We start from the raw sequence: 14,148 nt of genomic DNA, 5'->3' as shown, positions 1-14,148 counted from the left end.
AAGCCATACTAAGAACTGGTACAGCTTAGACAATGTTTACAAGGTCGCTGCTTGTAAAATTATGTTGATGCTGACGAAGTAAAGCTCTTAGGTGGTGCAGATGAATCCGGGATATTTGTCATTATTATTTCTGGTCGTATCGTTGATTTTATTTGCTAGTGGCTGGACGGATTATTTAATGAGAGGTATAACTTCAAAGGTGATACTTCTTTTTTTTGTCTCGTGGTTAGTGACTATGGAGATCGTGATTACATTGCCGCATGTACGTATTGGATTATGGACGATCGTTCTGGCGGTTCTAATTGTAGCTGTATTGTGGCGTTCCCACGGGCTCATGTATAAGCTGCATGTACTATCTGTAGGAATATTACTGGGATCGGTTTCTTTCTTTTTGCAGGAAACGATTCATCTGTTCCCTTCCATGGTACTAGGCAGCGTAGAACTCTCTATGGCACTGCTTATTGGATTTTTGATCAGCTCGCTGATCAAAGTGCCAGCCGTTCAGCTGGCAGCCGTTTCGTTAGGCCTATTGTTGGGAGAAGCTTATTTCCGTTTCCTTCATAAAGGACAAATCGAATTTCAATTGGGAACTACGATGCTGCAGGACCGCTGGTGGCTTACGGTATACGTCATGCGGGGGATGTCTTTGCTTCTGTCCGGCATGCTTCTAATGAGTAAAAAAAGCGTAAATTGGATTGTTGCCGGTGTTAGAAAAATGGTCCGATACCGTGATTAAAAGCTCGATGGAATAGAAATGAGAGGCAGGCGCGCTATTATGCTAAACTGGATTGTGGAGCAAAAATATACGGTCGGTATTGTGCTTGGTGTTATGTTCGGGCTTGCTGCCAGACTAAGCATGCTGAGAACGGATTATCGTCAATACCCGACGTATCCCCATGGCAGAATCATTCACATTTCACTAGGCGTCATAGCTGCCGGTCTCGGTTCGGTTGCAGTCCCATCCTTGCTGGACAAAAACTATACGGCTGTGACCTTTCTATCCCTTGCCGCTCAACAATTTCGGGATGTAAGGAACATGGAACGGCAGACGCTTTCCAAAATCGACAGCATGGAGCTAGTCCCTCGAGGAGCGACATATATAGAAGGTATAGCTATGGTGTTTGAAGGACGTAATTATTTGGTTATTTTCACCTCGTTTATAGCAGCCTTGTTCAGTATCGTTTTCTCGTGGTATTGGGGAATTGCAGCGGGAATTTGCGCTATTCTAATTACTAACCACTTCAAGTCAGGGAAAAGCATTAGCCATATTGCGGAAGTGCATACTGCCGAGGTTAGGCTGGATGGTCCTAACTTGTTTGTTGATGACATCTACATAATGAATGTTGGCTTGGAGGATACAAGAAGCATTATACGTAAGAGGGGAATAGGCTTGGTTCTTGTACCCAAAAACAAAAATTGCCGCGTCACACTCGCCAATGTCGGGCAACGTCAAGCGATATTGCATGATCTTTCGACAATTTTAGGAATTTATCGCGATGAAGGGGAGCCTTCACTTTTGCCGTTAGCCAAGCTGGATATGGCAGATGGTCGTTTAGCTGTTTTTTTATTGCCCCAGGAACGCAATGTTGATAAGGCAAGGCGAATACTGATGCAATCGCCGGTATTGGAAAGCGCTGTAAGAATGCCGACTGAAGCCAATTTACATCCGGAGGGAAAGGAAGGGTTGTGAAATGGGGAAAATTGTTGCTGTAGTAACAGCGGATATAAACCAGGTAGCTGGAGGAGCGCCAATATTTATTGTGAGCAATTCGGATGAACAGCAGAAGGTTTCGTTTAAATTAGAAAAAATATTAGATGCTTCTGCACATGATTTACAGAATGGCACCATGATATTAGTTGATCATAAAATCTAGGTGTTTGTACTCCATCATGCTAATCAGCTAGTCTGTAAAGGCAGAAAAGCCCGTTATCCTTTCGTATTTTGGTAAGGATCCAGCGTTGATTTACTTGTTGGCAAGTGCTATGATGTAGATTGTGAAATTTTTCATGTTGCGAATTTGCTGGATCCAAGAAAGGAATGAAGTCTGATGGCAAGACCCGTTGTAGCTATAGTCGGTCGACCTAATGTGGGAAAATCAACGATTTTCAACCGCATTATCGGAGACAGGCTTGCAATTGTAGAAGATATGCCGGGGGTAACCCGGGACAGGTTGTACGGAATAGGTGAATGGTTAGAACATCAATTTAGTGTGATAGATACCGGAGGCATTGAGATCGATGGAGACGATGCAATGCTCAAGTCCATACGTGTGCAGGCCGAGTTAGCTATTGAAGAAGCGGATGTTATTATTTTTATGGTCGATGGTAAGGGTGGCATTACCTCTTCGGATTCAGAAGTGGCCGAGCTGTTGTTCCGCTCCAAGAAGCCAATCGTGTTGGCTGTTAATAAAATTGATAATATCAAGCGGCAGGATGATATATATGAATTTTATAGCTTAGGCTTTGGCACTCCGTTTGGCATTTCAGGTTCTCATGGCACAGGAATCGGCGATTTGTTAGATGAAGTCGTTCAGCATTTTCCTGAAACCTCGGATGATGAATATGGCGAAGATGTAACTCGCATAGCTCTAATTGGACGGCCTAATGTAGGAAAATCTTCATTGGTGAACACCATTCTGGGGGAAGATCGAGTCATCGTTAGTGATGTTGCCGGAACAACTCGTGATGCAATCGATACGCCTTTTGAGAAGGACGGCCAGAAGTTTGTAGTTATCGATACGGCAGGGATGCGCAAACGCGGTAAAGTGTATGAAAATACGGAGAAATATAGCGTCATGCGTGCAATGAAAGCTATTGAGCGAGCTGATGTAGTCCTCGTGCTGATCAACGGTGAAGAGGGCATTATTGAGCAGGATAAGCATATTGCAGGTTATGCTCATGAAGCTGGTAAAGCTGCCATTTTTGTTGTAAACAAGTGGGATGTTGTTGATAAAGATGAAAAAACGATGCAGGTGTTCACGCAGAAGATTCGTGATCATTTTCTGTTCATGAGCTATGCACCGATTCTTTTTTTATCGGCAAAAACGAAACAGAGAGTTCATAAATTACTCCCTGTAGTGAACCAAGTAGCGGAGCAGCACGCTCTTCGGATTCAGACTCACGTATTGAATGATGTTATTTCTGATGCAGTTGCTATCAATCCGCCTCCAACAGACAAAGGCAGACGCTTAAGAATCAATTATGCTACCCAGGTTGCTGTCAAGCCGCCTACGATAGTCTTGTTTGTTAACGATCCAGAGCTTATGCATTTCTCTTATGAGCGTTATTTGGAGAACAAAGTGCGTGCAGCATTTGGTTTTGTAGGAACCCCGCTTAGGATCTTTACACGTAAAAAATCGGATGATGAATAGGAGAGATGGCAAGTGTGGTTTGTCATATCCATTCTAATCGGGTATTTGTTGGGCTCGATTAGCTTTAGTTTTTTAGCCGGTAAGCTGTTGAAAGGAATTGATATCCGAAATCATGGCAGCGGGAATGCGGGTGCGACCAATACACTGCGGGTTCTAGGGGTAGGGCCCGGTGTAATGGTCTTATTGCTCGATGCTATTAAAGGTGTAATTGCTGTTTTGCTTGGATATTGGCTTGGCGACGGCAGTGCGCTGCTCCTGGTGCTTTGTGGTGTAGCGGCTATTGCAGGACATAATTGGCCTATATATTTTGGATTCCGCGGCGGAAAAGGGATAGCAACAACGATAGGCGTCATGCTGACCTTAGCTCCACTTCCTGCTTTGTATGCCGGTATCGTTTGTATTTTGGCAATTGCAGCTACACGTTATGTTTCTCTCGGATCATTATTGTTTACAGCAATTTTACCTATTCTTGTATGGTTTATGCACTATCCGATTGAAATCTTTTACTTCAGCTTATTAGTTTTCGCATTCGCCTGGATTCGTCACCGATCTAATATCGTCAGACTATTGAAGGGTCAGGAAAATAAATTGGGCTCCTCCAAAAAAACGGCCTGACTGCTGTATTTTACTAACACATAAAGTGTACCCGTTACAAAAGGAGATGGCGTTCATGTCTGACAAAGTATCTGTTCTTGTTGCAGGAAGTTGGGGGACGGCCATTGCTTCGGTTTTGGCGGAGAACCAATTGGATGTTATTCTGTGGTCTCGTAATCAGCAGCAGGTAACTGAAATAAATAACGAACACCGAAATCATCGTTTCCTAGGGGACGTTGAACTATCGCCTGGAATCCGAGCCACTACCTCAATGGAAGAAGCGCTGCACGAAGCACGTGCAGTGTTTGTTGTGGCTCCTTCCGCTTCTATGCGCGAGGTTGCTTCGCAAATGCGTCCTTTTCTTCGGCAGGAAACGATTCTGGTTCATGCTACAAAAGGTTTTGAGGCGATGAGCTTGCGAAGAATGAGCACTGTATTGGCAGAGGAGCTGCCTCATTACGATCCTTCCACTATCGTTGTACTGTCAGGCCCGAGCCATGCAGAGGAAGTAATTAAACAATGCCCTACAACCGTAGTTGTTGCATCAGAAAATATTGAGGCTGCTGAAGCTGCTCAGGATCTATTGATTAATTCCTACTTTCGAGTGTATACGAATCCTGATGTAGTAGGCGTTGAGGTTGGCGGTGCATTGAAAAATATTATTGCGCTTGGAGTAGGCCTCACGGATGGACTTGGGTACGGGGATAATGCGAAGGCAGCGCTTCTAACCCGGGGGCTAGCAGAGATATCCCGTCTAGGTACTGCGATGGGAGGCAATCCTTTGACGTTCGCAGGTTTAGCTGGCATAGGTGACCTCGTAGTTACTTGTACAAGCAAGCATAGCCGTAACTGGCGTGCCGGATATACATTGGCTCAGGGTGAGCCCCTTGATAGTGTGCTTCAGCAGATGGGAATGGTCGTCGAAGGTGTTAAAACTACCCAGGCTGCGTACAGGCTATCACGTGAGTTTGGGATTACAATGCCTATAGCAGATGAACTTTATGCCGTCCTGTTTGAAGGAAAGTCACCGAAAGCAGCAGCCCAGGATTTAATGGGACGCGGACGCACTCATGAAATTGAAGAAGTAGCCAAGCCCGTACAAACAAAATGGTTTGGTTAGACAACCGCCTACACGATTGATCATTCCTGTACATAAACTATCCTTAGATTCATGTTCCACTCCAGTGGAAGCTATGAGGTTAAGGAGGGACAGGACAATGAGCAACAAGAATGTATCCAAAGATGTGCTTAATGTAGTTAAGAAGAAAACCGGCAAGAATGTCAGTGAGAAGGATATTTATAAGCTGGCAAGCGGTGTGAAGCCCTCTACTACTCAAAGCGATGCTCAGTTGAAGCAATTGATTAAGCAGGTTTCGAACTTGGTAAATGTGCCGGTTTCGGAAGCAACTATGAACGAGCTGATCTCTGCAATTAAATCCAGTAAAATGAACGCAAACAATATGGAGCAGCTGATGAAAATGATTTCAAAAAAATAGACAGTTTTGTGGCATGAGCTCCCTGAGAGGGCGCTTGTGCTTTTTTTGTGTTATAATCAGGGTTGTTTAAATTCGCGTGAATAGCAAAAAATATAGAATAGGAGCAATAAAATGAGTTCAATGGATAAAATGTGGGCATCCTTTATAGCCATTGCTTTGATGGTGGGTGCATCGTTTCTGATTTCCTTCGCGCGCAGTAAAACAACTGGAGTTTTGCGATTTATTCTTTCTACTATTGCCTTTCTTTTGTTTGTACCGATTTTACTTTATATGATCGTGTCTATTTTGTAACCTTATTATTTATAACGATTAGTAATTGATAAATAGACAGAGGAGTTCAATTGCTTATGATAATGCTTAAAGGAAAAAAAATACATAAAGAAGTGCCCGCCGAGATCAAGCTTACCTTATTGGATTTGGCGCTGAAGCATGAGGTGGATTGGGGATTCTCCTGCGCTCGTGGAACATGTGCGCGATGCCGTTGTCTCGTAACCGAAGGAAAAGAGTATTTGAATGAGCCGACTGACGAAGAATGGGACCGTTTAGAGCCTGAAGAACTTGAAGAAGGGTTTAGGCTTAGCTGCCAGGCGGCTATTAAGCAGGATGGTTCGGTTACGGTGATTCACAAGCCCTATTTCTAGTAAAGGCATTCGTGAGTCCGTCCTGAACACCGCTCAGGGTTGAAGAGGGGGTCAGCGCTTTGGAATCATTAATAAATAAGCTGAGTGAGGCTCTCAGACAGGTGCATCTAAGTCTTCGAAGTGTGAGAGAACCGTGGCTCGTTGGAGGCAGCTGTGGGCTGCTTCTTCAAGGTGTGCCGCTTCATGCAGCCCCTCGTGATCTTGATTTATACACCGATAAACCGGCTGCGGCAGTAATACATCGTGTGTTGTTACCGTATTCTGTTGACCAACAAATAGAGGATCAGTCTGGAATTTATAAATCAATATTAAGTCACTATGATATAAATGGCATCAACGTTGAATTGGTTGGCGGGTTTGAGGTTACTGCTCTCGATAGTTTATATAAAGTGGAGGCGGCCTATTTAGCTGATACTCATTTACTGGAAATGAACACTATCCAAGAGGCAGATCTGGATGATGAAGTCTCAATTCCTCATCTGAAGGTGATGCCGCTAGAGCACGAGTTGCTGTTCAACTTGCTGAGAAACCGTCCAGATCGCTACGAAGCTATTGCAACAGTAATACGCAGTCGCAATGTGGGGTTGACTCAGACAATGCGCCAATTGATTGAACGGAATTCACTGAGCGAAGCCGTGGTTGCGCAACTGATGCAATTGCTTCATGTGAATAAAGAGCTGGATTAAGTGCTGGCATAAAGGAGTTTACTGGCCGATGGGTATACACGTAACTTTTTTACCGGACGGCAAAACCATAGAGGTACGGCCGGGAACAACGGTATTGGATGCATCACGAAAAGCGAGGGTGCAGATTAGAACACGCTGCGGCGGCAAGGCAGCCTGTCTTATGTGTAAAGTAATTGTTAAGGACACAGATGCTTCCGGATTGGGTCCAATCAATCAAAATGAACGATTGAAGCTGGGTGGGCTGCAGGATCAAGGATACCGTTTGGCTTGCCAAGCCAAAGTAACAGGAAATGTTACGGTAACGATTCCTGAGGATCCGTTAAAGGCAGCTATCCGTAAGCAGCTGGAAATGATGCAGCAGGAGGATGAATAGAGTGAAACGAATCAATAAAGCAGCCTCTGCTGTTATATTACTGCTGCTGTGCTGCTCCTTTCTGACAGGCTGCATGTATCCTAAAGAGATGCGCAAAGAGAATCAAGCGGCAACAGGAGAGTTTGTTGTAGTTGTGCAGAATGCGGTGGACCAATTTCATGCGAAAACGGGTGTACTCCCTATTAAAAACAGTACGGAATCTACTCCGATCTTTGAGAAGTATCCAATTGATTTTAAGAAGCTTAAAGAACGAGCGTTTATAAGCAATGTGCCGGTTAACGCTTTTGAGAACGGAGGAACGGCAATCTATGTGCTGGTTGATCCCGAAACTAAGCCTGCCGTCAAAATGATGGATCTCGTTTCTTATCAGCAAGCCGTAGAAGCACAGAAGCTTGTGGATGAATTTAAGTCCAAAAACGCCGGAGCTTTGCCGAAGGGCGAAGTGGTGGCTCCTTCTTTTACCCGAATCGATTTTGAAAAGATGAATAAAAAGCCGATACAAGTGCAAAGCATGTTTACACGACAGGTTATTTTGCCATTCATTATGAATGAATCCGGAGAAGTGGCTATTGATTATTCGGAAGAGTTGATGAGATTGATTGATAAGAAATCACTTCAGAATAGTTTGGATGCCAAACAGGATTTGAGAGAGTTATTGGTGAAAGAATCGTTCTACATTCCGGCGCGTTCGTTCGCATACCGTTGGAAGAATGGACAGCCAACACCAGATAATAAGGAGTAATTTGAACCCAATACAGGCCTCTGTAAACCTTCTAGAAGGGGAAACAGAGGTTTTTTTAATTATTCCGTCATATACTTGGTCCCTTATTCATATATTCACTTAGGGATCATGCGGCGGCTTGGCTAAAGTCGTTATGGGCAAGGAGTGATTAAAATAAAAAGTGACAATAATTCATCATAATTCTTCTGCTAGTACATATATTTTTACTAGTCCGAAAGCATAGGTACGAGTTTCGTCTTAAACAACCTGTAGGAGGGATTCTCATTGGAAAAAGTGGATATCTTTAAGGACATTGCAGAGCGTACAGGCGGGGATATTTACCTGGGGGTCGTTGGAGCGGTCCGTACGGGAAAATCAACGTTCATCAAACGCTTTATGGAATCAATCGTACTACCTAACATTCAGAACGATGCTGATCGTATCCGGGCTACGGACGAATTGCCGCAAAGCGCGGCAGGCCGTACCATCATGACTACTGAGCCGAAATTCGTACCTAATACTGCGGTGCAGCTGCATGTGGCTGAAGGACTGAATGTTAATGTTCGCTTGGTTGATTGTGTAGGCTACGTTGTGGAAGGCGCCAAAGGCTACGAAGACGAGCATGGTCCCCGCATGATTAATACCCCTTGGTTTGATGAAGCTATTCCATTCCAAGAAGCGGCTGAGATAGGTACGCGCAAAGTCATTCAGGAGCATGCAACCTTAGGCGTTGTAATTACAACAGACGGTACGATTGCAGAAATTCCGCGGTCTTCCTATGCGGACGCGGAAGCACGTATAATCAATGAGCTGAAGGAAGTCGGCAAGCCGTTTATAGTCATTGTCAACTCAACGAAGCCCAATGGTGAAATTGCTCAGGAACTGCGCAACGAGCTGCAGGCGACGCATGATATTCCCGTTGTTGCAATGAGTGTAGCGAATATGAATGAAGATGATATGACCTCTGTACTGCGTGAGGTACTTTACGAGTTCCCGGTTCATGAAGTGAACGTGAATCTGCCAAGCTGGGTCATGGTGCTCGAAGACAGCCACTGGCTGCGCTCGCACTTCGAAAATTCAGTCCGTGAAACGGTGCAGGATATTCGCAGACTGCGTGATGTAGATCGGGTTGTAAGCCACTTTGAAGAATACGAATTTATTGATAAGGCCGCTCTGGCGGGTATGAATATGGGGCAGGGTGTTGCGGAAATTGACCTGTACGCCCCAGATGAGCTCTATGACCGAATCCTGATGGAAGTGGTCGGGGTGGAGATCCGTGGTAAGGATCACCTCTTACAGTTGATGCAGGAGTTCAGCCATGCCAAACGTGAATACGATCATTTTGCAGAAGCGCTTGAGATGGTTAAAACGACTGGCTACGGCATTGCGCCTCCTACGCTGGAGGAAATGGCTTTGGATGAGCCGGAATTGATCAGACAGGGGTCCAGGTTCGGTGTGAGATTGAAAGCCACTGCACCTTCTATCCATATGATTCGTGTTGACGTTGAATCCGAATTTTCTCCTATCATCGGAACAGAGAAGCAAAGCGAGGAGCTTGTCCGTTATTTAATGCAGGATTTTGAAGACAATCCATTGAAAATATGGGAGTCCGATATATTCGGCAGATCGCTCCATTCAATCGTTCGTGAGGGGATCCAGGGCAAACTTGCGATGATGCCGGACAATGCCCGCTACAAACTTCAAGAAACACTTGGCCGGATTATCAATGAAGGCTCGGGTGGATTAATAGCTATCATATTGTGAGTTTGGTCACAAAAACTAGTGAAAATGCACTCCTTTGGGTGCATTTTTTTCGTTTTTACTTGAAAAAGCTACTAGGGTGTATTAATATAGTCTTGTTTGTTTGATTTCCTTGTTCTGTATGTATATTTTTAAACAATTCAGTTAACAAAGGGTAATATGAAATATAGTGGGGGGAGGTGAATGGCATGAATAAATCTGAATTGATTAACAAAGTTGCAGAAACCTCTGAGCTTTCCAAGAAGGATGCAACCAAAGCAGTGGAAGCTGTGTTTGAAGCTATCTCTGAAGCTTTACAGGGTGGCGACAAGGTGCAATTGGTAGGATTCGGAAACTTTGAAGTTCGTGAACGTTCCGCTCGTAAAGGACGTAACCCGCAAACTGGCGAAGAGATCGATATTCCATCCAGCAAAATCCCGGCTTTTAAACCAGGTAAAGCACTTAAAGACGGTATTCAGTAAGAACCATGCTTTCCTACATATCATAGCTGGAACTTAAGAGTAGACCGTAACACCTGAATCGATTTCGATTCAGGTGTTTTTATGTTTACCCCCAATTTAGATGAATGAGCAATGAGAACGTTTTATTAATGTAAAGATCATCTTTACAATTAAAAAGACCGCAATTATAATAAGCAATGTAAAAGAATTCGGGGTATGGCGCAGCCTGGTAGCGCGCACCCTTGGGGTGGGTGAGGTCGCACGTTCAAATCGTGTTACTCCGACCATGAGAAAGACATCGTCGATCCGGTGTCTTTTTCTTTTGAAAGCAGAGATAGAGGCTTTTTTCAGCGGTGACATTGCTAGAGGAGGATACTTCGGTGGGGGACAGAACAAAAGCATACCTGACGTCGTTGGATTGGACGATGTATGGTATTATAGCTTCTATTTATTTGATTTGGCGTATTGGTACTGCCGGGAATTGGAGCCCTGCTTGTTGGGTGTTATTATTATTGTGTTTGCTTGGTGTCAGAAAAGATCAGATTGATGTTGAATGGAAACGTTTTTTTATTTTCGGTATACCGATGCTGTACGTGTTTTACTATTTTTACGGGACCGGGAATGGCTTCTGGTGGAAAATCGCCAATTGGATGTTTGAAAATAACCGCCACCCTTGGAATTGGGATGCCTGGATGAACAGTATTCCGTTTAACGACGGCGCCTGGGCCAGAACGTTTAATAGCCCTTCCCTTGACCATGCGATGGTATGGATCTATAATTATGGTTTCGTCCTTTCATTATGGATTTGCATTGTGCGCAGCTTTTGGACAAGAAGTATGAAGAAGATGCTTTCCTACGCCTTATCAGGGCACTTAATGCAGTTCCCGCTTATCCTGCCTTTTTATAATTTAATTCTTCTGCGTGAAGTGTGGTGGGTTAAACATCAACCTGATTTATTGGGGCGCGTCTTCGCTACAGAGAATGAACTGCTTGTTAGTGTAATGAATTGCTTTCCAAGTATGCATACTTCGATATCGTTTGCCATGCTGTTATTAGCGTTGAGAGAGAAAGACCGTATTTTTAAATATATGATGGTCGCTTACTGCTCTTCCATTATTTTCTCTACGATGTATTTGCAAATTCATTGGGTGCTGGATGTGTTTGCAGGAATGGCATTTGCTTACGGTACCGTTAAATTGGCGGATCTAGTTATCCACCTTGCGTCCAAGTTTCTGCCAAGCAGTTTCAAAGGCTTTTACGGCAAAAAGGGTAAAACTTACTCTAAAGAGTCCATGGTCGCTTAATCCGCGGCCATTTTTTGTCCATTTGAGCATCGAACAGTTGACATTAGTCCTGTTTTTTGTGCATCATACAAGTAGTATGTTTTGACAGGAAGGAAGTAGAAAACAATGGACGCCAATTCAAGCCCGACTCAAGGTGATTATTTTGTAATAAAAGCAAAGGAAAATGGTGTGCAGGTAATCGGACTGACCCGAGGCCAGGATACGAGGTTCCATCATACAGAAAAGCTGGACAAAGGCGAAGTTATGATTGCTCAATTTACTGCACACACATCAGCTGTGAAGATTAGAGGAAAAGCTCTGGTTATGACAAAGTACGGTGTTATGGATACAGAGGAATAATTTTTCAGCTTCTGCAGGCATAGCCTGCTTTTTTTAGTTGTACAATGATAAGAGTAGGGATCTCGGTCAAGCAATTTTTACATGCTAAGGTCTCGGTTAAGCGAAATTGAGTTTCATGCTTGTGTAGCAGATTGATGCATAAAACTCAGCAGATGCTTACGAAGTCAGTTTCGCTAAAGCGGAACTCTTAGGAGGAGTTTACCCGATGAAATGGTTGCCCCGACTTCTTATCACAACATTATTGTCTGTAGGCGTAGTAGTAGCGCTGTCGTTATTGCCTCAATTGGAAAATGGTTCGAATTCCGCTATGTTTCGTTCGGTTAAAGCACAGCCGGTATCTGAGGTCAATATAGTGGATGTCATGAGTAAAATGCAGCTGCATCTTCGCATCCGGAAGGTTGAAGTTACCCATGCGATTGTTTCCGTCGATCTGATTTCTTCACCATCCTCGGAGAAAAGTGAAATTGTTCAAGATATGTATGAAATTCCACGTACATTGTTTAGCAGATCGACGAATATTAATCAAGTATTGGTGCGTGTATTAGACAGCTCCAAAAGCAGCACAGGCAGCGGAGCGGCGCTGCTGCTTGCAACAGATGCCAGACGAGAAAAGTGGCTGCCTAACGAAAACGTGATTCCGTCCCGGAGCATCGAGGAAATGGAACAGTACCTTCAATCTCACTTTCGGGTCACCTATACTACGAGGTGGAGAGAGCGTTTTGAGATAAAAAGTTGAGTCGGATATTATGCGTGTCTGGCTGTACTATGCTATAATAGTTGAGATTATGTTTAAATGATTCTTTGTACTCGTTCGGAGGCTAATTATGAATTATTATCGTATCCCAGAGATGGCGAGAAAATATATAGAATACGATATGATCCAAACACATACTGAATTACCGCAGTTTCCTGAATTTCGTACAAAGCTTTTATATGTTTTTTTAAGCAAACATAGCACGATGTCGAGCTATAGCGAGCTGTTCAGTCTCGTTACAGCACTGGTCCAGGTTGGTTTGGACACACACGATATGGTTAGCGTAACGAATCAGGTCAAGGAAATGAAAGCAGCAAGGTCGAGGCAGCTCAAAATACTGGCGGGCGATTATTTCAGCAGCCGGTTTTATTATTTGCTCTCACACGCCGGACATATAGATCTGATTCGGATCATTTCGCATGCAATTTGCGAAGCGAACCGTATGAAGATCAATATGTACCAATTGATGAAGCAATTGAAGCTGTCTGCAGATGAGTATGTCAAGCGAACAGTGGAAATTCGCACGCAGCTGTACCTCGCTTTTGCCGGGTATATGGAAGAATCGGTAAACGGCGCATGGCCCGAAATATTAAGGCTGTTTACCCAATGCGAGGTTTTGCTGCAGGAAATTTCCAGCTCGGAAACAGCACAGCATTTTCGCGAGAGCTGGGGATATTGGTATGTTATGCAGCAGGCAACCAAAGAAGAGCGGAAGTATTTATTGTCCGAAGAGCCGGACCCTTCCAAAATTCGCTCCATTTGGCTCAAATATAAAATAACCTGGCAGCTGTATCAGCTGCTTGATGCATGTATGCGGCAGCTGCAGGATAAACTGCATTCTTTGGATTCCAAGGAGCTTAGCAAAGAACTATTGTCGATCGGTGAGCCTTTTGTTCGATACCTGTCGACGCCTAAAGTGCTGGAAGAAATTTGAGGTGAATACTGTGGAATCCAAGTCAAAAGAAGAATTCGTTCACTCCGTATTTGAAAGCATAGCGCCCAAGTATGACATCATGAATGATATTCTTAGCTTTCGCAGGCATAAAGCCTGGAGAGAGTTTACAATGAAGAAGATGAATGTAAAGCCGGGAAGCAAGGCTATTGACCTCTGCTGCGGCACCTGCGACTGGACAGTCAGTTTGGCGGAAGAAAGCGGTACTGGAGATATTGTCGGTCTGGATTTCAGCCAGAACATGCTGGATTACGGAGGCAAGAAGGTCCGTGAGAAGGGGCTGGACAAGCAGATTAAGCTGGTTCGCGGCAATGCGATGGAGCTGCCTTATGAAGATAATACATTCGATTACGCAACGATTGGATTTGCGTTAAGGAATGTACCCGATTTGGTTAAAGTAATTGAAGAAATGCAAAGGGTTGTCAAACCTGGAGGGATGATTGTTTCTCTAGAATTGTCCAAGCCTACCTGGCAGCCGTTCAAGGGTCTTTATTATTTTTATTTTCAAAATATTTTACCGCTGCTCGGTAAACTGATAGCCAAACGCTACGAGCAGTACAAGTGGTTGCCTGAATCATTGATTCACTTTCCTGATCATAAGAAATTAGCCGATATTTTCAGAAAAACAGGGCTGACCCATGTACAAGCTTATCCGCTAACCGGAGGCATCGCAGCACTTCATATCGGCATCAAGAAGCAGGAAGTGGAATAAGGAA

General features: G+C 44.1%; 19 protein-coding genes and 1 tRNA gene. All 20 read left to right on the top strand.

All coding sequences use genetic code 11. The features are described from left to right. Positions 1–100: 100 nt before the first annotated feature. Positions 101–736 carry a hypothetical protein gene (locus ACFQ0C_RS29360; protein ID WP_379372016.1) on the top strand — a complete coding sequence of 212 codons (636 nt, stop codon included), beginning with the start codon at positions 101–103 and terminating at the stop codon, positions 734–736. Positions 737–775: 39 nt separating this feature from the next. Then, positions 776–1,690, top strand: a complete 915-nt coding sequence (locus ACFQ0C_RS29355; protein ID WP_379372014.1) for a YIEGIA family protein — start codon at positions 776–778, stop codon at positions 1,688–1,690. Position 1,691: 1 nt separating this feature from the next. Further along, a complete protein-coding gene (locus ACFQ0C_RS29350) occupies positions 1,692–1,874 on the top strand; it encodes a capping complex subunit for YIEGIA (RefSeq protein ID WP_258216010.1) in 183 nt (60 codons plus the stop codon). Positions 1,875–2,048: 174 nt separating this feature from the next. Next, complete coding sequence (gene der / locus ACFQ0C_RS29345; protein ID WP_258216011.1) at positions 2,049–3,371, top strand: ribosome biogenesis GTPase Der; 1,323 nt, start codon at positions 2,049–2,051, stop codon at positions 3,369–3,371. Positions 3,372–3,383: 12 nt separating this feature from the next. Then, entirely contained in the window at positions 3,384–3,986 is a 603-nt protein-coding gene (gene plsY / locus ACFQ0C_RS29340; RefSeq protein WP_379372011.1) for a glycerol-3-phosphate 1-O-acyltransferase PlsY, read from the top strand. A 55-nt stretch (positions 3,987–4,041) separates the two neighbouring features. Next, positions 4,042–5,085, top strand: a complete 1,044-nt coding sequence (locus ACFQ0C_RS29335; RefSeq protein ID WP_379372009.1) for an NAD(P)H-dependent glycerol-3-phosphate dehydrogenase — start codon at positions 4,042–4,044, stop codon at positions 5,083–5,085. Positions 5,086–5,182: 97 nt separating this feature from the next. Next, positions 5,183–5,461 (top strand): stage VI sporulation protein F, encoded by a 279-nt coding sequence (locus ACFQ0C_RS29330; protein ID WP_379372007.1) that lies wholly within the window; start codon positions 5,183–5,185, stop codon positions 5,459–5,461. 111 nt (positions 5,462–5,572) lie between these two features. After that, the gene (locus tag ACFQ0C_RS29325) at positions 5,573–5,752 is read left to right on the top strand and encodes a DUF2768 family protein (protein ID WP_258216015.1); all 180 of its coding nucleotides are present in this window, start codon (positions 5,573–5,575) and stop codon (positions 5,750–5,752) included. A 56-nt stretch (positions 5,753–5,808) separates the two neighbouring features. After that, positions 5,809–6,102, top strand: coding sequence for a 2Fe-2S iron-sulfur cluster-binding protein (locus ACFQ0C_RS29320; RefSeq protein WP_258216016.1), 294 nt, complete (start codon positions 5,809–5,811; stop codon positions 6,100–6,102). A gap of 59 nt (positions 6,103–6,161) precedes the next feature. After that, positions 6,162–6,788: a nucleotidyltransferase family protein gene (locus ACFQ0C_RS29315; protein ID WP_379372004.1), complete on the top strand. Its 627-nt coding sequence runs from the start codon at positions 6,162–6,164 to the stop codon at positions 6,786–6,788. A 28-nt stretch (positions 6,789–6,816) separates the two neighbouring features. After that, entirely contained in the window at positions 6,817–7,161 is a 345-nt protein-coding gene (locus ACFQ0C_RS29310; protein WP_379372002.1) for a 2Fe-2S iron-sulfur cluster-binding protein, read from the top strand. A gap of 1 nt (position 7,162) precedes the next feature. Then, complete coding sequence (locus tag ACFQ0C_RS29305; RefSeq protein ID WP_379372000.1) at positions 7,163–7,903, top strand: hypothetical protein; 741 nt, start codon at positions 7,163–7,165, stop codon at positions 7,901–7,903. A 264-nt stretch (positions 7,904–8,167) separates the two neighbouring features. Then, positions 8,168–9,646, top strand: coding sequence for a stage IV sporulation protein A (gene spoIVA / locus ACFQ0C_RS29300; protein WP_171655818.1), 1,479 nt, complete (start codon positions 8,168–8,170; stop codon positions 9,644–9,646). 185 nt (positions 9,647–9,831) lie between these two features. Beyond that, complete coding sequence (locus ACFQ0C_RS29295) at positions 9,832–10,104, top strand: HU family DNA-binding protein (protein ID WP_171655817.1); 273 nt, start codon at positions 9,832–9,834, stop codon at positions 10,102–10,104. 189 nt (positions 10,105–10,293) lie between these two features. Continuing rightward, positions 10,294–10,370 (top strand) — tRNA-Pro (locus ACFQ0C_RS29290). Between the two features lie 93 nt (positions 10,371–10,463). After that, positions 10,464–11,387 (top strand): phosphatase PAP2 family protein, encoded by a 924-nt coding sequence (locus ACFQ0C_RS29285; protein WP_379371997.1) that lies wholly within the window; start codon positions 10,464–10,466, stop codon positions 11,385–11,387. Between the two features lie 105 nt (positions 11,388–11,492). Next, positions 11,493–11,726: a trp RNA-binding attenuation protein MtrB gene (gene mtrB, locus ACFQ0C_RS29280; protein ID WP_258216021.1), complete on the top strand. Its 234-nt coding sequence runs from the start codon at positions 11,493–11,495 to the stop codon at positions 11,724–11,726. Between the two features lie 205 nt (positions 11,727–11,931). Beyond that, positions 11,932–12,462, top strand: a complete 531-nt coding sequence (locus ACFQ0C_RS29275; RefSeq protein ID WP_379371995.1) for a hypothetical protein — start codon at positions 11,932–11,934, stop codon at positions 12,460–12,462. 88 nt (positions 12,463–12,550) lie between these two features. Then, on the top strand, positions 12,551–13,414 hold the full coding sequence (locus tag ACFQ0C_RS29270) for a heptaprenyl diphosphate synthase component 1 (protein WP_379371993.1): 864 nt from the start codon (positions 12,551–12,553) through the stop codon (positions 13,412–13,414). A gap of 10 nt (positions 13,415–13,424) precedes the next feature. Then, a complete protein-coding gene (locus ACFQ0C_RS29265) occupies positions 13,425–14,144 on the top strand; it encodes a demethylmenaquinone methyltransferase (RefSeq protein WP_379372129.1) in 720 nt (239 codons plus the stop codon). Positions 14,145–14,148: the final 4 nt, after the last annotated feature.

It is taken from the genome of Paenibacillus sp. GCM10027630, assembly GCF_042676305.1.
In the GTDB taxonomy this organism is placed as follows: domain Bacteria; phylum Bacillota; class Bacilli; order Paenibacillales; family NBRC-103111; genus Paenibacillus_S.
The sequence above is the reverse complement of the archived record's forward strand: the minus strand, read 5'-3'. Positions and strand labels throughout refer to the sequence as shown.